Here is a 23,182-nt window from a genome sequence, read left to right as displayed (position 1 = left end):
TGAAAACCATGTAGACGATGCCGGACCTGAATGTCATCAGGACCGGATCAAGCCGAGGGTGGTTTTCACAGAGGCTGCTAGCCGCCGGACTTCTTCGCTTTGAAACCGAGCTTGATCAGTTCTGCCAAGAGTAGCTCGACATGATCACCCTGGATTTCGATGACACCGTCTTTCAGCGCCCCACCGGTACCGCAACGTTTCTTCAACGTCGTGGCCAGGTCCTTGAGCGCGTCTTCAGCCAACGGCACGCCGGTGATGGTGGTCACCGTCTTGCCGCCACGGCCCTTGCTTTCGCGACGCACGCGCGCGATGCCGTCGCCGGCCGGGATAACGGTCTGTTTGCAGATGCAGGCGTCCACCGGTTTACTGCATTCCGGGCAATGACGACCTGCGTCGGTGGAAAATACCAGGCCGCCCAGGGCGGCGAAGGATGCGGCTTTTTTGGCCACCGGCAATCCTCTTCGGAGGACAAAGACTGGTCGCAGCACTTGGGAAGGCTATCGACCGCGAAGCCCCACTCAGGCAGGGGCAGCGCTACTGAAACGGTACGACATTCACTTCACTGTAGGAGCGAGCTTGCTCGCGATGAACTCAAAGGCGACGCGTTCATTCTGGATGCCCGCGTTATCGTTGACGTCCATCGCGAGCAAGCTCGCTCCTACAAGTGAAGCAATACCGGTTCAGTTTAAAAAGGTCGCGCAGTGTAACGGCAAAAACGCCGATTGCTAAGAGCCAATCGGCGCCAATTTATAGCTGTTTTGCGACGTCGATCCGGCGTGAGCGCAAATAGCGCTTCAACGCGGCCAGAGAGTCCGGGCAATAAGGCTTTTGCTCGATTTCCAGCATGACCTGATCGATGGGGATAAAGCGCGCTTCGAGCACCTCTTCCGGTTGCAGGATCAACGGGCCGTCCCACACCGCCGAGAACGCCGAACACCACAGGCGATTGCCGGTGTCTTCGAAGAAAAAGTGGTCATGGGCGGTCAGTTCTACACCACTCACTCCCAGTTCTTCCTCCAGTTCCCTGGCCGCCGATTCGGCGTAGGTTTCGCTGGCGAGCACCATGCCCCCCGCCGCCACATCCCAGAAGCCGGGATAGAGCGCCTTGCTCAGGGTGCGTCGATGCACGCACAGTTCGCCAGCGGAGTTGAACAACATGATGTAGGTACCGCGCCCGATCAGCCCGCGCTCGCGCAAATCGGAACGGACCAGAGCGCCGAGCAGGTTGTCCTGCTCGTCGACCCAGGCAATCTGTTCGGCATCGGAAGCCGCACGGTGCGCGGCTTCCCTTGCGTTATCGACCATGACTCAGCCCTGATTGAGCAATTGACGCAAATCGATCACTGCGGCGTTGGCCCGGGAAATGTAGTTGGCCATGACCAGCGAGTGGTTGGCCAGTACGCCGAAGCCACTGCCGTTGAGGATCATCGGGCTCCACACCGGCTCCTGCGACGCTTCCAGCTCACGAATGATCTGGCGCACGCTGACCGTGGCGTTCTTCTTGGCCAGCACATCGGCGAAGTCGACTTCGATGGCGCGCAGCAAGTGCGACAAGGCCCAGGCCTGGCCGCGAGCTTCGTAGAACACGTTGTCGATCTGCAGCCATGGGGTTTCGACGACTTCTTCATCGACTTGCGGCGCCACGCCCGGTGCCACCACCTCGGTCTTCAACGCAGTGTTGAGCTTGACCCGGCCAACACTGGCCGACAGCCGTTGCGACAGCGAGCCCAGACGGGTGCCGACGTCACCCAGCCAGTTGTTCAGGTTGTCGGCGCGGGCATAGAACAACGCGCTTTTCTGGTTCGGATCGGACAGGCGCGCCTGATAGCGGCTCAGGGAATTGATGCCTTCCTGGTACTCGGACTCACTGGACGGCAGCACCCAACTCTTGTTGTCGAAGTTGAAACGCGGCTCGGCCTTGGCCAGGTCGGCGTCTTCGGCGGACTGCGACTGCGAACGGGCGAAGTCTTTACGCAGTGCCCGGCTCAGGTCGCGAACCTGCACCAGCACGCCATATTCCCAGCTCGGCATGTTGTCCATCCACAGGCCTGGCGGGAATCGGTCGTTGGAAATATAGCCGCCCGGCTTGGTCAGCAAGGTGCCGGCGACGGTCTTGAGGGTTTCCACCGTGGTGTAGCCGACGACCATCTGCTTGCCTTCTTTCTCGGCCGCCAGTTGCGCGGTTTGCTGGACCGGGAACAGTGCCGGCTCCTGGCTCCAGTACCAGCCCAGGACACTCGCCACCAACAGGTAGATGCCCAGCAGAGTGGCCAGCGCCCGGCTGAACAACAGACCGCCCAGATAACTGCGGGTCTCCGACTTCGGTTCAGCGGCACGTTCAGGCGCACTGCCTGTGCGGTTCTTCCAGTCCAGCATGGCGATATCCTTTCAAGCTCTTGAGGTCAACGGTTCGACCACAACCATACAACAACGTGCCTTGGCCCGGCACCCGCCATTGCACCGATGCGGAAAATTACCGGGCTGCGGATGAAAAGTGTTCCTGCCCACCCGACGACGCTGCGGTCCTCAAACCCCCTACTAATGGTTTGGATTGCCACACTAAGGGGATCCCCGATACTCTGAAATCCAAAAAACCGGGCCGATCGGCACTGGCAAAAAATCATGAATGGCCTAAATTCAGTCACTCGCCCACTCCCACCCCACGCCCGCCAAATGCCCTGATTCAAGCACTTCGCCCCCTGCACACCACGACTTCAACGACTCGAATCAGACCATCAGGTCACAAACTGAATGAAGTCGCCTTGCAGATTATTGACGTACAGCACTCATGCAATGGAAAAGTGGTGCTAGCATAGAGCCACCACTCGACCTCAGCGTGCACCCTAACTAGTAGTCAGGTTATGACCGAGCCAGAAGACCCCAGCCGCGAGCGCCTCAAGCACCACTTTGCCCAGCGGGTAATTCATCAGGCTCGTCAGATTCTTGAGATATGGCAGCGCCTGCAACGCAGTGAGTGGTCCACCGCCGACCTTTCGGAACTGAGCGAGGCCAATTTGCGCCTGCTGCGTTTCGCCGAGCGTTTCGAGCAACCGGAACACACGCAACTGGCACGCCATATCGGTCAGTCCCTGGAGGCGGTCGACGCCAATCGCGGACGCCTGAGCAGCGGCCTGATCACCGACCTCAATCGCTTGATGCAGCGCCTGTCACGCACCGGCCTGCGCCATGGCGACCAACTCGATCAAACCTTCCTGCCACCGCTGCGCAAGCCCATCTACGTGATGTTGCAAGATCACGACCGCGCCGAGCGCCTGGCCAAGCAACTGGAATTCTTCGGCCTAAGCGCCCAGTCCCTGGACAGCGTAGATGCGTTTCGCTCATCGATGGTCGAGCGCTTGCCAGCGGCGATTGTCATGGACGTGGATTTCTGTGGCACTGGTGTCGGCCTGAAACTGGCCGCCGAAGCCCAGGAAGGCCTCGATCATCGGCTGCCGCTGCTGTTCTTCAGCCTGCACGAGACCGACACCCCGACCCGCCTGGCCGCCGTGCGTGCCGGTGGCCAGGAGTTCCTCACCGGCACCCTCGATGCGTCGAGCCTGCTGGAGAAGATCGAAGTCCTGACCTGCGTTGCCCAGTACGAGCCTTATAAAGTGCTGATCATCGACGACTCCCGCGCCCAGGCCTTGCACACCGAGCGCCTGCTCAACAGCGCCGGGATCGTCACCCGCACGCTCATTGAGCCGATCCAGGCTATGGCCGAACTGGCGGATTTCCAGCCGGACCTGATCATCCTCGACATGTACATGCCGGCCTGCACCGGTACGGAACTGGCCAAGGTGATCCGCCACAATGATCGTTACGTCAGCGTGCCGATCATTTACCTGTCGGCCGAAGACGACCTGGACAAGCAGCTCGACGCCATGAGCGAGGGCGGCGATGACTTCCTGACCAAACCGATCAAGCCCCGGCACCTGATCACCACCGTGCGCAACCGCGCGGCGCGGGCACGCAACCTCAAGGCACGGATGGTCCGCGACAGCCTCACCGGGTTGTACAACCACACGCATATCCTGCAATTGCTCGAAGACTGCTCGTTCCGCGCCCGTCGCGAAAGCAAGCCGCTGAGCTTTGCCATGCTCGACATCGACCATTTCAAACGGGTCAATGACAGCCACGGCCACCCCATGGGCGACCGGGTGATCAAGAGCCTGGCGCTGTTCCTCAAGCAGCGGTTGCGCAAGACCGACTTCATCGGTCGATACGGCGGCGAAGAGTTCGCCATTGTCATGCCGGACACCGACCTCGAAGCGGCCTGGAACGTACTGGATGAAATTCGTCAGCGCTTTGCCGAAATTCACTACCCCGCCCAGCCGCAGGATCTGTGGTGCACCTTCAGCGCCGGGGTGGTCGAGCTGTGCGAAGACTCCGACAGTCTGTTGATGGCCAGTCAGGCAGACGAAGCGCTGTATCGTGCCAAAGGCGCCGGACGCAACCGCGTCCAGGCGGCACTGACGTTAAAGCAAAGTGCCACTTTTTCATCTCAATCCACCCATTCGGTCATAACCCTGTAACAGAAACGCAATAACTTCAGGCACTTACCATTTCTGCCGTTGGTAGTCCGTAATGCGCCTGAAGCTGCTGACCAATCTCAATACTCTCCTTCTGGTGGCCGTGTGCGTGGCCCTCGGCGCCACGCTGTGGTGGTCGCAGAAAGCCCTTGAGCGTCCGTATCTATTAATGGAGCGCTACCTGGGCCTGTCGCAGCAGTTTCAGAATGATGTCGCCCGCAGCGTCGAGGATTACCTGGGCAGCGGCGATGCGCTGCGCCTGAGCAGCGCCGCCCAAGGCATCGACAGCCTTAAAAAAGAACTCGGCGAATTGCCGCCAGCCCTGGCCGAGACGCTGCGTCCCAGCCTGTCGACCCTTGAAGAATTCAGCAAGACCGATCTGCTGGCCGCCGGCAAACTGGCAGGCGATCCGCAGGCCTTGCTGCTGCAGGCTGAGCGCGAACTGGGTGCCAGTCTCGATCAACTCAGCCAGTACGCCAGTGGCAATGCGGCCTACCTGACGCCGCTGCTCAGCGCATCGCAGCACTTGGGTAAATTGTCCCTGGCCCGGGACAAACTGGTCAGCAGCGGCCGCAGTGAACTGGCCGCCGATGTCGAACGCGAAGTGGCCAATATCCGTGCCCAGGCAGAGAAACTCGACGCCCTGCCATTGTTGGGCGTGACCACCAGCAGCGAGTCGAACACCGATGATTTCGCCTCGATGATGGGCCTTGAGAACAAGGAAAAAACCGTCGCCGAAGATGCCGGCGTCGGCCTCAAGCGCGAGCTCAACAGCCTGCTCACCCGCTACCCGTCCGAGCTTTCGCGCACCCGCGATCAAATCCGCAAACGCGCCGATCTCAGCGCGGCGACCCACCTGAAAATCGCTGACGTGCAACAGGCCATTGCCGAGCTGGAACCGGTAGTGCGCACCCAGCACGGGCAGATCCAGGGTGAGGTGCGGCTGATGCAAGGCGTGATGATCGGCTTGATTCTGTTGATCGCCCTGCTGATCGACACCCTGCAGCGCAAACTGGCCCGGACCCTGACCAACCTCGCACCGGCCCTCTCGACCTGGGCCGAAGGCGACTTCAGCCGCGACATTCAACTGGGTAACACCAACCGCGAATTGCATGACATTGAAGCCTCTCTCAACCGCTTGCGCGCTTATCTGGTGGACCTGGTGGGGACCATTCGTCGCAACGCCGAACAGGTGGCTGGCAGCAGCCGCACCCTGGCCGACCTGAGCAACGACCTGCATGACGGTGCCGAGCATCAGGCCGGCGACACGGCACTGATCCGCGACTCCCTCAGCGAACTGGAGGCGACCATTCAACAAGTCGCCGGCGATGCCAGCCAGGCCGCCGACGCCAGCCGCCACGCCGGCCTGGCCGTGGAGCATGGGCAGAAAGTCATCGGCCTGAGCCTCACCGGCCTGCATGCGCTGGTGGATGAAGTGCAAGGCAATGCGCAAATGATCGAACACCTGGCCGAAGAGTCGGCCACCATCGGCGGCGTGCTGACGGTGATCCGCTCGATTGCCGACCAGACCAACCTGCTGGCCTTGAACGCCGCCATCGAGGCGGCCCGGGCCGGGGAAATGGGCCGAGGCTTTGCGGTGGTGGCCGAAGAGGTGCGCTCACTGGCGCAACGTACCGCCGGGGCCACGGCAGAAATCCAGACGCTGATCGCAGGGCTGCAAACCGCCGCGCGGCAATCGGTGGAAGGCATGCGCGCCCAGGTCGAACACGCCGAAGCCACGGCCAGCCAGGCCCAGGCGGCTGACGGTGCGCTGGATAAAATCGTCGGGGCGATCCAGACAATATCCGACACGGCGGTACGCATCGCCGATGTCACTGCCCAGCAGAGCGGCGCTGTCAGCGAAATCCGTGACCACAGTGAGCGGATTCACCAGTTGGGTGGGGATAACTTGCTGCGCATTGGTGAAGGGCGTGCGCAAGGGGAGAACCTGCTGGTGCTGGGTGGGCGATTGCATACGGCCGTTCAGGCTTTCCGCGTCTGACAGACTACTTTCGCGAGCAAGCCCGCTCCCACATTTAACCGCATCCCCATGAAAGAACGCGGTCACCTGTGGGAGCGGGCTTGCTCGCGAAGGCGTCAGAAAGACCACCGCAAAACTCCCCCCAGCACACCGGCCCACCGTCCGCTATCATCCCCCCCAATTCCGATACGCGAGATCGTCATGCGCCGTTTGCTTTGCCTGCTGTTTTTAGTGTTCGCCCTGCCGGCCAGCGCCACTGGCTTGCTGGAGAACCGACCCAGCTCAAGCCTGGGTTCGATCAACAACAGCGCCGACTTCCTGCCGGTACGCGAAGCTTTCCGGCTGAGCCTGGTAGACAGCACGCCGCAATCGATCAAGCTGCGTTTCGTCGCCACCGAAGGTTATTACCTCTACCGCCACCGCTTTCAGTTTCGCGCCGATACGGCCGATGTTGTCCTCGGCGCGGCGAAACTGCCCGACGGTCAGAAAAAGCACGATGAATACTTCGGCGATGTCGAGGTCTACCACGGCATTCTCGACATTGAGTTGCCGCGCACCGATCAACGCACCTTCACCCTGGTCGTGACCTATCAGGGATGCGCCGACAAAGGCCTGTGCTATCCGCCGGAAACCGAGCGCCTGAACATCGACGGCAGCAGCGCTCCGGCGACGGTTTATCCATGGAGCTGGCGCGAACTGGCGCTGTTTTTCCTCGCGGGCCTGGGCCTGACGTTCACGCCATGTGTGCTGCCTATGCTGCCGATCCTGTCAGGCGTGGTGCTGCGCGGTCAGGTCGGTGGCTGGCGCGGTTTCAATCTGTCACTGGCCTATGTGCTGCCGATGGCCGCCTGCTTTGCCCTGCTCGGAGCCCTGATGGGCCTGTTCGGTGCCCAGCTCAATCTACAGGCGCGACTGCAGTCGGCCTGGGTGCTGGTGCCGTTCGCGATGTTTTTCGCCGTGTTTGCCCTGGCGATGTTCGGCGTCTTCGAGCTCAAGTTGCCGCACGCCATCAGCAGTCGCCTGGACCATATCGCCGGCCGCACCAAAGGCGGGTCATTGTTGGGTGCCGCGGTGTTGGGCGTGGTCTCCAGCTTGCTGGTTTCACCCTGCGTGTCGGCGCCATTGGCCGGGGCGCTGCTGTACATTAGCGCCAGTGGCGATGCGCTGGGCGGCGGTTTGAAACTGTTCATGCTCGGCCTCGGCATGGGCGCACCGCTGCTGCTGGTGGCCACCGGTGGCGCAGCCTGGCTGCCGAAAAGTGGTCCGTGGCTGGTCTACGTGAAAAACGCAATTGGCGTGTTGTTGCTCGGGTTGGCCATCGGCCTGCTTGGCCGCGTCTTGCCGGGTCAGGTCACCTTGCTACTGATCGGTTTGCTGGCTGGCGGCGTCGGCTTGTTCATGGGGGCGCTGGAGTTCGTCTATAAACCGCCGCGCAAACGCCTGGGCCAATTGCTCGGCATGTTTTTGCTGTTTTACGCACTGGCCTGCTGGTACGGCGCCTTCAGCGGCCAGACCGACCCGCTCAACCCGATTGGCCAGCCCCGTATCGTTGACAGCAACGGACAAGCGCAAAACGCCAGCACCTGGCAAACCCTCAGCACGCCGGCCGAACTGGATCGCGCACTCGCCGACGCACGTTCATCCGGCACACCGCTGCTGCTCGACTGGTACGCCGACTGGTGCATCAGCTGCAAAGTCATCGAGCGTGAGGTGCTGGACGACCCTATCGTCATCGAACGCCTCAAGGGTTACCGGCTGATCCGCTTCGACATCACCGCCAGCAACGCCGAACAACGCGCCCTGCTCGACCGTTACCAGTTGTTCGGCCCACCGGCACTGATGTTTTTCGGCAAGGACGGTGTCGAACGCGCCGATGTGCGGGTGATCGGCGAGATCAACGCCAAGGACTTCGCCGAACGCGTAACCAGGGCGAATGACCAAATTTAATCAAGCAGTCATATATTTCGCGCAAACATCGGTCATCGTGCTGGCTATTGCAGAGAACTGGACAGTCACAAAGGCTTTGCGGCATAGTCGCCGGGTTCTGACAATTGCTCACAGATAACATAGGAACCGCCGATGGCGACGCTACTCGTTCTGCACGGACCCAACCTGAACCTGCTCGGCACTCGTGAACCGGGCACCTACGGCGCCACGACGCTGGCGCAGATCAACCAGGACCTGGAACGCCGTGCCCGCGAAGCCGGTCACCATTTGCTGCACCTGCAAAGCAACGCCGAGTACGAATTGATCGACCGCATCCACGCTGCCCGCAGTGAAGGCGTGGACTTCATTTTGATCAACCCAGCAGCTTTTACACATACAAGTGTCGCATTACGTGACGCGCTGCTGGCGGTGAGCATCCCATTCATCGAAGTGCATTTGTCTAACGTGCACAAACGCGAACCTTTCCGCCATCACTCTTACTTCTCCGACGTAGCGGTGGGAGTGATCTGCGGCCTTGGCGCCAGCGGTTATCGACTGGCCCTGGAGGCCGCCCTGGAACAGCTTGAACAACAAGTTAACCGCCCCTGACCGACCCTTGGGAGTTGATGATTCATGGATATCCGTAAAGTTAAGAAACTGATCGAATTGCTGGAAGAGTCCGGCATCGACGAGCTCGAGATCAAGGAAGGCGAAGAGTCCGTACGCATCAGCCGTCATAGCAAGACCCCGGCTCAGCAGTACTACGCACCAGCTCCAATGCATGCTCCGGTTGCCGCGCCTGTCGCTGCCGCCGCTCCGGCTGCCGCTGCCGCACCTGCTGCTCCGGCCGCGCCAGCACTGAACGGCACCGTTGCCCGTTCGCCGATGGTCGGTACTTTCTATCGCAAGTCTTCGCCATCCTCGCCGTCCTTCGTGGAAGTCGGCCAGACCGTGAAGAAAGGCGACACCCTGTGCATCGTTGAAGCCATGAAGATGATGAACCACATCGAAGCTGAAACCAGCGGTGTGATCGAATCCATCCTCGTCGAAGACGGCCAGCCGGTTGAGTACGACCAACCGCTGTTCACCATCGTTTGAACCGCGGAGAGCCTTTGATGACTGCGAAGTTGGAAAAAGTTCTGATCGCCAACCGCGGTGAGATCGCCCTGCGGATCCTGCGCGCCTGCAAAGAAATGGGCATCAAGACCGTCGCCGTTTACTCCAAGGCTGACAAGGAACTGATGCACCTGGGCCTGGCAGACGAGTCCGTCTGCATCGGTCCGGCATCGGCCGCCCACTCCTACCTGCACATTCCGGCAATCATTGCCGCAGCCGAAGTGACTGGCGCCACCGCCATTCACCCGGGCTACGGTTTCCTTGCGGAAAACGCCGACTTCGCCGAACAGGTCGAGAAATCCGGCTTCGCGTTCATTGGCCCGAAAGCCGAAACCATTCGCCTGATGGGCGACAAGGTATCGGCCAAGCACGCCATGATCGCTGCCGGCGTACCCACCGTTCCAGGTTCTGACGGCCCGCTGCCGGAAGACGAAGAAACCGCTCTGCGCATTGGTCGCGAAGTCGGTTACCCGGTGATCATCAAGGCCGCTGGCGGCGGTGGTGGTCGCGGCATGCGCGTTGTGCATAAAGAAGAAGACCTGATCTCCTTCGCGAAACTGACCCGTACCGAAGCGGGCGCTGCCTTCGGCAACCCGATGGTCTACCTGGAAAAATTCCTGACCAACCCACGTCACGTGGAAGTCCAGGTACTTTCCGATGGCCAGGGCCACGCTATCCATCTGGGCGACCGCGACTGCTCGCTGCAACGCCGTCACCAGAAGGTTCTCGAAGAAGCGCCGGCACCGGGCATCGACGAGAACGCACGTGAGGAAGTCCTCGCCCGCTGCGTCAAGGCGTGCATCGACATCGGTTACCGTGGCGCAGGCACTTTCGAGTTCCTGTACGAAAACGGTCGCTTCTACTTCATCGAGATGAACACTCGTGTCCAGGTAGAGCACCCGGTTTCGGAAATGGTCACCGGCATCGACATCGTCAAGGAGATGCTCAGCATCGCCGCCGGCAACAAGCTGTCGTTCACCCAGGATGACGTGGTCATCCGCGGTCACGCGCTGGAATGCCGGATCAACGCCGAAGACCCGAAAACCTTCATGCCGAGCCCGGGCACGGTCAAGCATTTCCACGCTCCAGGCGGCAACGGCGTTCGCGTCGATTCGCACCTGTACAGTGGTTATGCGGTTCCGCCGAACTACGATTCGTTGATCGGCAAGCTGATCACCTACGGGGCAACCCGCGACGAAGCCATGGCGCGCATGCGCAATGCGCTGGACGAAATCGTGGTCGACGGGATCAAGACCAACATCCCGCTGCACCGCGACCTGACCCGCGATGAAGGCTTCTGCAAAGGGGGCGTGAACATTCACTACCTCGAGCACAAGCTGGCTGGCGAGAAGCACTAAGCTTCGACCCGATCAACAAAGCCGCCTTCGGGCGGCTTTGTTGTATCTGAAGGTTTCACACCCCCCCCTGTGGGAGCGGGCTTGCTCGCGAAAGCGGTGTATCAGTCAAACATTAATTAACTGACACCCCCTCTTCGCGAGCAAGCCCGCTCCCACAGAGCCCTGCTTCGCTCAACATCTGCGCAGCGAATGCAGCTCCCACAAAACCCGCACTCTCGCGTAAACTTGCGCCCTTCTCGCAGCCCGCTAGGCTGCAATCAATATTTTTCAAAGGTGCCCGCCATGCCTTGGCTGCAAGTACGTCTCGCCATCAGCCCAGAACAAGCCGAAACCTATGAAGACGCTTTCCTTGAAGTGGGCGCCGTGTCGGTGACCTTCATGGACGCCGAAGATCAGCCGATCTTCGAGCCGGAACTCAACACCACGCCGCTGTGGTCGCACACGCACCTGCTGGCCCTGTTCGAAGGTGGCACCGAGCCCGGCCCGGTACTGGCCCATCTGGAGCTGCTGACCGGCAGCCCGCTGCCTGAACACCACAGCGAAGTGATCGAAGACCAGGACTGGGAACGCAGCTGGATGGACAATTTCCAGCCAATGCGCTTCGGCCAGCGCCTGTGGATCGTGCCGAGCTGGCACGCCGCGCCGGAACCTGACGCAGTGAATCTGCTGCTGGACCCGGGTCTGGCGTTCGGCACCGGCACCCACCCGACCACCGCGCTGTGCCTGGAATGGCTCGACGGCCAGGACCTGAAGGACTGCAACGTGCTGGACTTTGGCTGCGGCTCGGGGATTCTGGCGATTGCCGCCCTGCTGCTGGGCGCGAAAGAGGCGGTCGGCACCGACATCGACGTGCAGGCACTGGAAGCCTCGCGCGACAATGCCGGGCGTAACAACATTGCCGAACACCTGTTCCCGCTGTACCTGCCGCAAGACCTGCCGCAGGTGCAGGCCGACGTACTGGTGGCCAACATTCTCGCCGGCCCGCTGGTTTCCCTGGCGCCGCAGTTGTCGGGCCTGGTCAAGTCGGGCGGGCGCCTGGCGCTGTCGGGCATCCTCGCCGAGCAAGGCGATGAAGTCGCTGCGGCCTACGCCAAAGACTTCGATCTGGACCCGATCGCCAATCGCGATGGCTGGGTGCGTATCACTGGCCGTCGGCGCTAGAATGGACGCCTGCATAATCCGGATCGCCGCATGACCGATAGCTTCGTCACTCAGTGCCCGCATTGCCATACCAGCTTCCGCGTCAGCCATGCCCAGTTGAGCGTGGCGCGCGGGGTGGTTCGTTGTGGCTCCTGCCTGCAGGTGTTCAATGCCGCCAGGCAGTTGCTTGAGCAGGCCGGCAAGGAATCACCGGTCGCGACGCCGCTCCCGCCTGTGCAGCCTGCGGAGCCCCTCGATCCAACGCCGCCGCGCGCCATCAGCCAAAAGCAATGGAGCGCGACCGAACTGGACCTGGACAGTCTCGACCTCGACGAAGAACTCGCCCGTCTCGAACAGCGGGAAATCCAGCCAACCACCGAGTTCGGCCGCCATCGCGACGACTCGCTGAGTGCCCGTCGCGATAGCACCGGGCAAGACGACGAGGGGCCGTGGTCCGACAGCCTGTTCAGTGAGTCGTCGGCCGATCGTGCGCCAGCCGACGAACCGCTCGACAGCCTTGAAACGCCAGAGCCGACACCTGAACCGGGCAAAACCTCGCGCACCGAACCTTCGCTGTCCCTGGAACCGGTTGATCTCGACGACGAGCAGCAACCACCCCAGCTGCGCCTGAACGACCCGCTCGATGCACCGCTGAGCCACAAACGCCTGTCGGCCGCCGACGAGAACGACATCGACGACGACCTGCCCTCGATCGAACCGCTGCGCAAGCGACGCGAACGCAGCGAGCCGGGCGTGCGCGCCGAGGTGCTGCAAGACCTGACCGACGATCCGCTTCAACTTGACTGGCAAAAACGCCGCTCGCCCTGGGGGCGACGGCTGTTGTGGTTGCTGCTGGTGCTGATTGCCGCTGGCGCCCTCGCCGGCCAGTACATCGCCTACCATTTCGACGAATTGGCGCGACAGGATCAATATCGCCCGTGGTTCCAGCAACTGTGCCCGCAAATCGGCTGCACCGTGCCCTCCAAGGTCGACATCGCGAAAATCAAGAGCAGCAACCTGGTGGTGCGCAGCCATCCCGAGTTCAATGGCGCCCTGGTGGTCGATGCGATCATCTATAACCGCGCGCCCTTCTCCCAGCCCTTCCCGCTGCTGGAACTGCGCTTCGCCGACCTCAATGGCCACCTGATCGCCAGTCGCCGCTTCAAACCCGGCGAGTACCTCAATGGCGATCTCGAAGGCATGGCGGAAATGCCTCCGCAAACGCCGATCCACATTGCCCTGGACATTCTCGACCCTGGTGCCAAGGCCGTGAACTACAGTTTGAGCTTTCACTCTCCGGAGTGAAACGCTTCATCGTTCCGGGATTAACGTCGGTTTTCTGACTCCCCCTGGCCAACCAAACCACGGGTAATAACAGAATAACTGTTCAGATTTTGTTCAATTCAGCCTTTATCCAGTCATCGAGAGCGGGTATCATGCCAACCCTTTTTCGAACTCTCATGATCCGGCCCCACAACAGGGAAGTCCTATGTCGGCGGTACGCATCGGCCCATACACATTACATAACAGCTTGATTCTCGCCCCCATGGCAGGAGTCACCGACCAGCCCTTTCGTCAGCTGTGCAAGCGCTTGGGCGCGGGACTGGTCGTCTCGGAAATGGTCACCAGCGACATGAGTTTGTGGAACACCCGCAAATCGCGCATGCGCATGATCCACGAAGGCGATCCCGAGCCACGCTCGGTCCAGATCGCCGGTGGTGATGCGCAGATGCTGGCGGACGCGGCCCGGGCCAACGTCGAGCTGGGTGCACAGATTATTGATATCAACATGGGTTGTCCGGCGAAGAAGGTCTGCAACAAGGCCGCCGGTTCCGCCCTGTTGAAGGATGAAGCATTGGTCACCGAGATCCTGCAGGCCGTCGTGGCTGCGGTCGATGTGCCGGTGACCCTGAAGATCCGGACCGGCTGGGACCGGGACAACAAGAACGGCCTGACGGTGGCGAAGATCGCCGAACAGGCAGGCATTACGGCGCTGGCGGTGCATGGCCGCACCCGAGCCGACCTGTACACCGGTGAAGCCGAGTACGACACCATTGCCGCGATCAAGCAGGCGGTGTCGATTCCGGTCTTCGCCAATGGCGATATCGATTCGCCGGAAAAGGCCCGGTACGTGCTCGACGCGACCGGTGCCGATGGCCTGTTGATTGGCCGGGCTGCCCAGGGGCGGCCGTGGATTTTTCGCGAGATCGACCATTTCCTGCGTACCGGCGAGAAACTCCCGGCGCTGGAACTGATCGAGGTGGAACGCATTCTGCTAGAGCATCTGGCTGCCCTGCACGCCTTCTATGGCGATGTCATGGGTGTGCGCATTGCTCGAAAGCATGTGGGCTGGTATCTCGCAACCCTGCCGGGCGCCAGGGAGTTTCGCGCCCACTTCAATCGTTTGGATGGTACGGATACACAATGCGCCAACGTTCGGGCGTTTTTCGCCGAGCGTTACAAGAGCCTGACAGGGGACGGAGAGTGGGTGGCCGCATGACGATGATGACCGAGACTTTAGTGAGTGGAACAACACCCGTGAGCGACAACGTAAATTTGAAACAGCACCTCAATACGCCAAGCGAAGAAGGCCAGACCCTTCGCGGGAGTGTCGAGAAGGCGCTGCACAATTATTTCGCCCACCTTGAGGGCGCTGCCGTCACGGATGTGTACAACCTGGTGCTCTCCGAAGTCGAGGCTCCCCTGCTCGAGTGCGTGATGAATTACGTCAAGGGCAACCAGACCAAGGCCAGCGAGCTGCTCGGACTTAACCGGGGCACGCTGCGCAAGAAACTCAAGCAGTACGATTTGCTGTAAGCATTCAATCAAACCAGAAAGGCGCCCGCGTAAAACCGGTCGCCTTTTTTGCTGACTTCCTTTGCTTTTGATGGAAATTGAGATGACCGACCAGACTACCCGCCTGCCGATCCGCCGCGCCTTGATCAGCGTTTCCGACAAGACCGGGATCCTCGAATTCGCCAAGGAGCTTGAAGCCCTGGGCGTCGAGATCCTCTCCACCGGCGGAACGTTCAAGCTGCTGCAGGACAACGGCGTTGCCGCAGTGGAAGTCGCTGATTACACCGGCTTTGCGGAAATGATGGACGGCCGGGTGAAAACCCTGCACCCGAAAATCCACGGCGGGATCCTCGGTCGTCGCGGTATCGACGACGCCATCATGAACGAGCACGGCATCAAGCCGATCGACCTGGTAGCGGTCAACCTGTACCCGTTCGAAGCCACCATCAGCAAGCCAGGCTGCGACCTGCCGACCGCCATCGAGAACATCGACATCGGCGGCCCGACCATGGTCCGTTCCGCGGCCAAGAACCACAAGGACGTGGCCATCGTGGTCAACGCCAGCGATTACGCCAGCGTCCTGGAAAACCTCAAGGCCGGCGGCCTGACCTACGCCCAGCGTTTCGACCTGATGCTCAAGGCCTTCGAACACACCGCTGCCTACGACGGCATGATCGCCAACTACATGGGCACCGTGAACCAGGCTGCCGAGACACTGAGCACCGAAGGTCGCAGCGAGTTCCCGCGCACCTTCAACAGCCAGTTCATCAAGGCCCAGGAAATGCGCTACGGCGAGAACCCGCACCAGAGCGCGGCGTTCTATGTTGAAGCCAAGCCTGCCGAAGTCGGCATCGCCACCGCGACCCAACTGCAAGGCAAGGAACTGTCGTACAACAACGTGGCCGATACTGACGCCGCGCTGGAATGCGTGAAGAGCTTCGTCAAGCCGGCTTGCGTAATCGTCAAGCACGCCAACCCGTGCGGCGTGGCTGTCAGCCCTGATGCCGAAGGCGGCATCCGTCAGGCCTACGAACTGGCCTACGCTACCGACACTGAATCGGCGTTCGGCGGCATCATCGCCTTCAACCGCGAACTCGATGCCGAGACCGCCAAGGCCATCGTCGAGCGTCAGTTCGTCGAAGTGATCATCGCGCCGTCGGTCAGCGAAGAAGCCCGCGCCATCGTCGCCGCCAAAGCCAACGTACGCCTGCTGGCCTGCGGCGAATGGTCGGCTGACCGCGCGGCGGCCTGGGACTACAAGCGCGTCAACGGTGGCCTGCTGGTACAGAGCCGCGACATCGGCATGATCGGCGCCGATGACCTGAAAGTGGTGACCAAGCGTGCACCGTCCGAACAGGAAATCCACGACCTGATCTTCGCCTGGAAAGTCGCCAAGTATGTGAAGTCCAACGCCATCGTCTACGCCAAGAACCGCCAGACCATCGGTGTCGGCGCTGGCCAGATGAGCCGCGTGAACTCCGCGCGTATTGCTGCAATCAAGGCAGAACATGCCGGCTTGCAGGTTCAGGGTGCGGTCATGGCATCCGACGCGTTCTTCCCGTTCCGCGACGGCATCGACAACGCGGCCAAGGCCGGTATCACTGCGGTGATCCAGCCAGGCGGCTCGATGCGTGACAACGAAGTGATTGCAGCAGCTGACGAAGCCGGTATCGCGATGGTGTTCACCGGCATGCGCCACTTCCGTCACTGATACACAGATTCAAATGTGGGAGCGGGCTTGCTCGCGAAGACGGCAGCACATTCAGTATTGATGTGACTGACACACCGCTTTCGCGAGCAAGCCCGCTCCCACAGGTAAAGCATCTTTGCGATGCTCAACAGAATTAGCGTCATCCGAGGTTTTTGAAATGAATGTTTTGATCATTGGCAGCGGTGGCCGTGAACACGCCCTGGCCTGGAAAGTGGCTCAGGATCCGCGTGTGCAGAAGGTATTCGTGGCTCCGGGCAACGCCGGTACCGCCATCGAAGCCAAGTGCGAGAACGTCGCCATCGACGTACTGGCGCTTGAGCAACTGGCAGACTTTGCCGAGAAAAACGTTTCCCTGACCATCGTTGGCCCTGAAGTGCCGCTGGTTGCCGGTGTTGTGGATCTGTTCCGCAGCCGCGGTCTGGATTGCTTCGGTCCGACCGCTGGCGCTGCACAGCTGGAAGGTTCGAAAGCCTTCACCAAGGACTTCCTGGCTCGCCACAAGATCCCGACTGCCGACTACCAGAACTTCACCGAAATCGAGCCGGCCCTCGCTTACCTGCGTGAAAAAGGCGCTCCGATCGTGATCAAGGCCGATGGCCTGGCCGCTGGTAAAGGCGTGATCGTCGCCATGACCCTGGCCGAAGCCGAAGACGCAGTGCGCGACATGCTGGCGGGCAATGCCTTCGGCGATGCGGGTTCGCGCGTAGTCATCGAAGAATTCCTCGACGGCGAAGAAGCCAGCTTCATCGTCATGGTCGACGGCAAGAACGTGCTGCCGATGGCCACCAGCCAGGACCACAAACGCGTCGGCGACGGCGACACCGGGCCAAACACCGGCGGCATGGGTGCTTACTCCCCGGCGCCAGTGGTCACCGCCGAGGTGCACAAGCGCGTCATGGACCTGGTGATCTGGCCGACCGTGCGCGGCATGGCCGAGGAAGGCAACGTCTACACTGGCTTCCTGTACGCAGGCCTGATGATCGACAAGGCTGGCAACCCAAAAGTCATCGAATTCAACTGCCGCTTCGGCGACCCTGAGACCCAACCGGTGATGCTGCGCTTGCAGTCGAGCCTGGTGCTGTTGGTCGAAGCGGCTCTGGCGCAGGCGCTGGACAAGGTCGAAGCGCAATGGGATCCACGTCCGAGCGTCGGCATCGTGCTGGCCGCAGGCGGCTATCCTGGTGACTACGCCAAAGGCGTGGCCATCAATGGCCTGGATGCAGCAGCTGCACTGGAAGGCAAAGTCTTCCACGCCGGTACTGCGCTCAAGGACGGTCAAGTCGTAACGGCCGGTGGTCGGGTGCTTTGCGCCACGGCCATGGGCGCCAGCGTCGACGCTGCGCAGCAGCAGGCTTACAAACTGGCGGCATCGATTGACTGGGAAGGCTGTTTCTATCGCAAGGACATTGGCTACCGTGCCATTGCCCGCGAGCGTGGCGAAAATCAGGAATAAGGTAAACACCGCGCCAGGCAATGAACACGGTTTATTGCCTGGCTGTTCCGGCGTCGCGCATCGTTATATTCTGGCATCAACCTAACGAAGGGATTTCGCCGTGCGCTGGCTCAGGATTGCCATAAGCTTGACCGTCACTTTGCTGACCTTGCTCTGCATGCTACCGGCCCAGGCCACGCAAGGCAGTGGCTGGGCGGTATTGCTCGACGAACAGGGCGACCTGCAACTGAGCGACATCCGTTCCGCACGTTACACCAATCAATTCAGCCCCATCGAACTCGACCGCATTACCGCGGCCGAACCCGATGGCGCGCTATGGTTGCGATTCAGGCTCGCACCGGGCAAACACGAACAGTTGCTGCGGGTGTTCGCGCCCGACCTGCGCCAGTTCAACATGTACGTACTGGACGGCGACAAGCTGATCGATCAATCCAGCACGGGCAACGAACAACCGCAATCCGAGCGACCATTGCCCAGCAGCGACTTCATGCTGGCTCTGCCGCAAAGCGACAACCCCCTCGACGTTTACCTGCGGCTGGCCTCCGATCACCAGTTACGGCCCTATATCACCCTGCAATCGGCGATCCTCGCGGCTGCCAACCAGATTCAGACGCTGATCTATGGCCTGCTGTTCGGTTGCATCGCCATGTTGATCCTGCACAATCTCATCCGCTATACCTACACCCGCTCGCACAGTGCCCTCTGGTTGGCGACGTGCGAAGGGCTGTTGATGCTCAGCCTGCTGTTGTTGCTGAACCTCGCCGGCCCCTGGCTACCGGACTGGCATGCACTGCAAACGCCGGGGGCTTACCTGGCATTGTTAATGACTGCGCCCTGCGGCCTGATGCTTGCCCATCGTTTCTTCTCCCCGCTCGGGCCGCATCCGCTGAATCGGTTGCTGCTCGGCGAGGTCCTGCTCATCACCGCCTGCGGCCTGATGCTGCTGTTCGTCAATACCTTGCCGCTGAACTTCATTACCTATGGCCTGGTGGCCCTGGCAGGCCTGACCATGCTGTTCATCAGCGCCTATCACTGGCAAAAAGGTTATCGCCCGGCTCGCCTCTTCGTGGCGGCCATGGTGGTGTTCAACCTCGGGACACTGGTCATCCTGCCGGCGCTGTTGGGGCTGACCCTGATCGAACCCCATGGCCTGCTCACCACCTTGCTGGTGGTCATCTGCATCAGCGGCCTGCTGATGAGCATTGCATTGAGCGAGCGCCAGCGCCGCATCACCGAAGACCGTTTCAGCATCAGTCGTGACCTGGCGGCCAGCAACGCCGAGATCAACGCCAAGGCAGAGTTCCTGGCGAAGATCAGCCATGAAATCCGCACCCCGATGAACGGCGTCCTCGGCATGACCGAGCTGCTGCTGGGCACGCCGCTTTCGGTCAAGCAACGCGACTATGTGCAGACGATCCACAGCGCGGGCAACGAGCTGCTGACACTGATCAACGAAATTCTCGACATCTCCAGACTCGAGTCCGGGCAGATCGAGCTGGACGATGTGCAGTTCGACCTCAACGCGCTGATCGAAGACTGCCTGAACATCTTCCGCGCCAAGGCCGAGCAGCAAAACGTCGAGCTGATCAGCTTCATCCAGCCGCAAGTGCCGCGGGTGATCAGCGGTGACCCTACACGCCTGCGCCAGACGCTGTTGAGCCTGCTTGAAAACGCCCTGAAAAAAACCGATGAGGGCGAAATCCTGATCGTCGTGGCGCTCGACGAGCGCAACACCAAGCCACGCCTGCGGATCGCCGTGCAGGACAGCGGCGAGCCCATGAACGCCGAAGAACGCGACGCCCTGATGCACGCCGAACTGCACAGCCGGCATTTCCTTTCGGCCACCCACCTGGGCGGCAACCTGGGGCTGGTGATTGCCCGCCAGCTGATCCGCTTGATGCAGGGGGAATTCGGGATCAAGAGTGGCAGCAACCAGGGCAGCACCCTGTGGCTGACCCTGCCGCTGGACCCGGATCGCCTCGAACACCCGACCTCCGACCTCGACGGCCCGCTGCAAGGTGCGCGGGTATTGGTGGTGGACGATAATGAAACCTGTCGCAAGGTGCTGGTGCAGCAATGCAGCGCCTGGGGCCTGAATGTCAGCGCCGCGCCTTCCGGCAAGGAGGCACTCGCACTGCTGCGCACCAAGGCTCATTTGCGCGATTACTTCGATGTGGTCCTGCTGGACCAGAACATGCCCGGCATGACCGGCATGCAACTGGCGGCCAAGATCAAGGAAGACCCGAGCCTGAACCATGACATCCTGCTGATCATGCTCACAGGCATCAGCAACGCACCGAGCAAGATCATCGCGCGCAACTCCGGGATCAAGCGCATCCTCGCCAAACCGGTGGCCGGCTACACCCTCAAGACCACACTGGCCGACGAACTGACCCAACGCAACAACGGTCTCGTCGCCACCCACCCAGTGCAAAGCGATCCGGCCCTGCCGGTCAAGGTCCCCTGCGACTTCCGCATTCTGGTGGCCGAAGACAACAGCATTTCGACCAAGGTGATCCGTGGCATGCTGAGCAAGCTCAACCTGCAACCGGATACCGCCTGCAACGGCGAAGAAGCCTTGCAGGCGATGAAGGCCCAACGCTACGACCTGGTGCTGATGGACTGCGAAATGCCCATCCTCGATGGCTTTTCGGCTACCCAGCAATTACGCGCCTGGGAAGTCGGCAACCAGCGGACTCGCACCCCTGTGGTGGCGTTGACCGCCCATATCCTTGCCGAACACAAAGAGCGTGCGCGCCAGGCCGGCATGGACGGACACATGGCCAAGCCGGTGGAACTGTCGCAGTTGCGCGAACTGATCGAGCACTGGGTCGCCCAGCGTGACCAGCAGAATCGCACCACAACCCAAACGTCCTGAGCCGACAGACTTCGCAACCCCTGATAGACTCCCTCCCGACATCCCTCGCCAGTGAGCCCGGCACCATGCTCCATGTGTTGTTCAGCGTTTACCTGAAGATGCTGGTGCTCTACAGCCCATTCTTCGTGTTGTCCTGCTTCATCAGCCTGACCCGTGGTTATTCGCGCAAGGAACAGCGTCGGCTGGCCTGGAAAGTAGCGGTCGCCACCCTGGTCTCCAGTGTTCTGTTGTACTTGTTCGGCCGAGTGATTTTCACTGTCTTCGGCATTACCGTGGATGCCTTTCGCATCGGCGCCGGCAGTGTCCTGTTCATCTCCGCACTAGGGATGGCGCAAGGCAAATCGGCGGTACAGACCGACAACGTGCAGCAGGATGTGACCATCGTCCCGCTGACCATTCCGCTGACGGTCGGCCCCGGCACCATCGGCGCCTTGCTGGTGATGGGCGTGAGCCAGCCGCACTGGGACGACAAGCTCACCGCCATTGTCAGCATTGCCCTGGCCAGTTTCACCGTGGGCGTGGTGCTGTTTTTGTCCGGCCGTATCGAGCGCATTCTTGGCGACCAGGGGTTACAGATCGTCAGCCGCTTGATGGGGTTGTTCGTGTGTGCACTGGCGGCGCAGATTATCTTCACTGGGGTGAAGGGTTATCTGGTGCCTTAAAGCACGTTTACCCCACTCCAAAAACAAGGCCTTGTGCGTCAATCACAGGGCCTTGTCTTTTATTGCGTGCAAAGCCTTTCAGTCAGGACTGGAGTTTGCGCACGAACACCTTGTTTGAATAAGCTTCGATTTTCTCGTGGACCCGTTTACGGTAGTTTTCAAACGCCCGTCGGTCGAACACAAACACCCCGCCATCGGGAATGATCGCCAGCTCTCGATCGAACTCGCTCCACAGGAAAAAGTCGCTTTCAATCACGGTCGCGCTGTAGCGCAAGCCAAGCAGACAGACAGCCACCTCACCCGAAGCCAGTCGCTCGCAAGGCGCGCACTTGAGGATACCCGAGCCGCCATTGGCAACATTGCCGCGAAAGAAGTCCCAGGCAAACTCATCCAGCCGCAATGCCTTATAGGTGTCCTCGAACAACCGGCCCAACCGCTCCACACCCAAATTGCCCATCACGGTATAACTGGCGCTTAACAATTGACGGACGCTCGCTACCCGGATCGGGTCGGATGGAACAATAGTTTTCAGTGCGAACCCCGCTTTGAGCAACCGCCCTTGAAAATAATCGAACCAGGTTTTCTTCGAGACCTTTCCCGGATACTTTTCGTTAGCGGCCAACTCTGCGTACATCAAGCAGTCCTGTATATCCTGTTGATCTTGCGGACTAACACTTTGCGCAAAAGACAACAGACAGCCACCCACTACGGCGGCATTGAGAGTTACAGACATATTCACCACTCATAGTCAGTACTTGAAACCGGCATTACCGACAAAAAGCCAGCCTCACTACCCTATTAATTGTTTGAACAGGCCATCGGCATACTCGTCGTTATACGCGTATATCGTATTTTTCACTCGTTCGAATGAACGTCGATTAAAATTACGCACACCGGCGCCCTGGAAAATCTGCACCCCCTGGGTCTTGTAAGTCACGAATAAAAAGTTGCCGTTGTACTCCTTGTCCACCAAGTCAAGACCGCCCATCAACATGGACATGCCACCGTCTGGCGTCATAATGCAGGGCACAGCCTTGAAGCTGACGACGTCGTTTTTCTTGCTGCCGACATCGACAATTTTCAACGCGTCCTTATCGCCCCTCAATTTGCTGAAACCCGATGCCACCAGGCTCAGGACGCTGCCTGCTCCACCGGAAATAACGGTCTCAAGCACCTGCAAAATCGCTTCATTCATCGTAATGGTGAGCTGTTTGCTGACGTACTTCTTGTAGGTGAAGCTTTCCGTCACCCAGCCCACCGCCAACAATGCCTCGTTGTACTTCCGGTAGCGTTCTTCGTTGCTGGTTCCCTTGGGCAGGCGCCGGACTACCGCTTCGGCAAACTGCTGGCAGTCCAGCGCATCCTGCCGGTCGTCCTCCGAAAGCGCCTGGTCGAAGACCACCAGCGAGGGCCCAACTACCGAAGCCTCCACACCTTGCGCCGACGAATCACTCGATGCCGTCCCCAGGGTCGAGGTGGAACGCTTGGTCCGCCCCCCTGGCGCGACGTTTTGCAGTTCTGCCGCAATGCCTTCGAAGTACTTATCCTGCGCCGCATCATCAAATGCCATTTGAGTAACTGGCGGAATATTTATATCGCTCATTTAAATCTCCATTTTAATTAACATGCCAC

The 23,182-nt window shown here is 60.5% G+C and carries 19 protein-coding genes; 14 read left to right on the top strand and 5 right to left on the bottom strand.

Annotation, left to right across the window (positions count from 1 at the left end; all coding sequences use genetic code 11):
• Positions 1-77: 77 nt before the first annotated feature.
• The 3 genes from AC3IT6_RS03010 to AC3IT6_RS03000 form a co-directional block, all read right to left on the bottom strand.
• Positions 78-449, bottom strand: coding sequence for a translation initiation factor Sui1 (locus AC3IT6_RS03010; protein WP_008053936.1), 372 nt, complete (start codon positions 447-449; stop codon positions 78-80).
• A gap of 298 nt (positions 450-747) precedes the next feature.
• The gene (locus AC3IT6_RS03005) at positions 748-1,305 is read right to left on the bottom strand and encodes an NUDIX hydrolase (RefSeq protein WP_489354245.1); all 558 of its coding nucleotides are present in this window, start codon (positions 1,303-1,305) and stop codon (positions 748-750) included.
• 3 nt (positions 1,306-1,308) lie between these two features.
• On the bottom strand, positions 1,309-2,376 hold the full coding sequence (locus AC3IT6_RS03000; protein WP_489354244.1) for a DUF2333 family protein: 1,068 nt from the start codon (positions 2,374-2,376) through the stop codon (positions 1,309-1,311).
• A 485-nt stretch (positions 2,377-2,861) separates the two neighbouring features.
• Between AC3IT6_RS03000 and gcbA the strand changes: the two genes are divergently transcribed.
• The 14 genes from gcbA (at position 2,862) to AC3IT6_RS02930 (ending at position 21,550) form a co-directional block, all read left to right on the top strand.
• Entirely contained in the window at positions 2,862-4,532 is a 1,671-nt protein-coding gene (gene gcbA, locus AC3IT6_RS02995) for a diguanylate cyclase GcbA (protein ID WP_489354243.1), read from the top strand.
• Positions 4,533-4,584: 52 nt separating this feature from the next.
• Entirely contained in the window at positions 4,585-6,531 is a 1,947-nt protein-coding gene (locus tag AC3IT6_RS02990; protein WP_489354242.1) for a methyl-accepting chemotaxis protein, read from the top strand.
• Between the two features lie 180 nt (positions 6,532-6,711).
• Positions 6,712-8,457, top strand: a complete 1,746-nt coding sequence (locus tag AC3IT6_RS02985) for a protein-disulfide reductase DsbD (RefSeq protein ID WP_489354241.1) — start codon at positions 6,712-6,714, stop codon at positions 8,455-8,457.
• 132 nt (positions 8,458-8,589) lie between these two features.
• Complete coding sequence (gene aroQ / locus AC3IT6_RS02980) at positions 8,590-9,045, top strand: type II 3-dehydroquinate dehydratase (RefSeq protein ID WP_007971361.1); 456 nt, start codon at positions 8,590-8,592, stop codon at positions 9,043-9,045.
• Between the two features lie 24 nt (positions 9,046-9,069).
• A complete protein-coding gene (gene accB / locus AC3IT6_RS02975) occupies positions 9,070-9,534 on the top strand; it encodes an acetyl-CoA carboxylase biotin carboxyl carrier protein (RefSeq protein ID WP_489354240.1) in 465 nt (154 codons plus the stop codon).
• Between the two features lie 17 nt (positions 9,535-9,551).
• A complete protein-coding gene (gene accC / locus AC3IT6_RS02970) occupies positions 9,552-10,910 on the top strand; it encodes an acetyl-CoA carboxylase biotin carboxylase subunit (RefSeq protein ID WP_489318193.1) in 1,359 nt (452 codons plus the stop codon).
• 282 nt (positions 10,911-11,192) lie between these two features.
• Positions 11,193-12,071 carry a 50S ribosomal protein L11 methyltransferase gene (gene prmA / locus AC3IT6_RS02965; RefSeq protein ID WP_150727807.1) on the top strand — a complete coding sequence of 293 codons (879 nt, stop codon included), beginning with the start codon at positions 11,193-11,195 and terminating at the stop codon, positions 12,069-12,071.
• Between the two features lie 30 nt (positions 12,072-12,101).
• On the top strand, positions 12,102-13,355 hold the full coding sequence (locus tag AC3IT6_RS02960; protein WP_489354239.1) for a DUF3426 domain-containing protein: 1,254 nt from the start codon (positions 12,102-12,104) through the stop codon (positions 13,353-13,355).
• Positions 13,356-13,539: 184 nt separating this feature from the next.
• The gene (gene dusB, locus AC3IT6_RS02955; protein WP_150727809.1) at positions 13,540-14,550 is read left to right on the top strand and encodes a tRNA dihydrouridine synthase DusB; all 1,011 of its coding nucleotides are present in this window, start codon (positions 13,540-13,542) and stop codon (positions 14,548-14,550) included.
• Entirely contained in the window at positions 14,547-14,867 is a 321-nt protein-coding gene (fis, locus tag AC3IT6_RS02950; protein ID WP_007907419.1) for a DNA-binding transcriptional regulator Fis, read from the top strand. The genes dusB and fis overlap by 4 nt, the downstream gene beginning before the upstream one ends.
• Positions 14,868-14,949: 82 nt before the next feature.
• Positions 14,950-16,557, top strand: a complete 1,608-nt coding sequence (purH, locus tag AC3IT6_RS02945; RefSeq protein WP_489354238.1) for a bifunctional phosphoribosylaminoimidazolecarboxamide formyltransferase/IMP cyclohydrolase — start codon at positions 14,950-14,952, stop codon at positions 16,555-16,557.
• Positions 16,558-16,714: 157 nt separating this feature from the next.
• Complete coding sequence (gene purD / locus AC3IT6_RS02940; protein WP_095944207.1) at positions 16,715-18,010, top strand: phosphoribosylamine--glycine ligase; 1,296 nt, start codon at positions 16,715-16,717, stop codon at positions 18,008-18,010.
• Positions 18,011-18,110: 100 nt separating this feature from the next.
• The gene (locus AC3IT6_RS02935) at positions 18,111-20,888 is read left to right on the top strand and encodes a hybrid sensor histidine kinase/response regulator (RefSeq protein ID WP_489354237.1); all 2,778 of its coding nucleotides are present in this window, start codon (positions 18,111-18,113) and stop codon (positions 20,886-20,888) included.
• Positions 20,889-20,953: 65 nt separating this feature from the next.
• The gene (locus AC3IT6_RS02930; RefSeq protein ID WP_150755873.1) at positions 20,954-21,550 is read left to right on the top strand and encodes a MarC family protein; all 597 of its coding nucleotides are present in this window, start codon (positions 20,954-20,956) and stop codon (positions 21,548-21,550) included.
• A gap of 82 nt (positions 21,551-21,632) precedes the next feature.
• On the opposite strand, the gene AC3IT6_RS02925 is transcribed toward AC3IT6_RS02930, so the two are convergent.
• Both AC3IT6_RS02925 and AC3IT6_RS02920 read right to left on the bottom strand, forming a co-directional pair.
• On the bottom strand, positions 21,633-22,283 hold the full coding sequence (locus AC3IT6_RS02925) for a hypothetical protein (RefSeq protein ID WP_489354236.1): 651 nt from the start codon (positions 22,281-22,283) through the stop codon (positions 21,633-21,635).
• A 57-nt stretch (positions 22,284-22,340) separates the two neighbouring features.
• Positions 22,341-23,153: a hypothetical protein gene (locus tag AC3IT6_RS02920; protein ID WP_489354235.1), complete on the bottom strand. Its 813-nt coding sequence runs from the start codon at positions 23,151-23,153 to the stop codon at positions 22,341-22,343.
• Between the last annotated feature and the right edge of the window lie 29 nt (positions 23,154-23,182).

It is taken from the genome of Pseudomonas sp. KH_017 (assembly GCF_057840285.1).
This window is presented reverse-complemented; position numbering and strand designations above follow the sequence as displayed.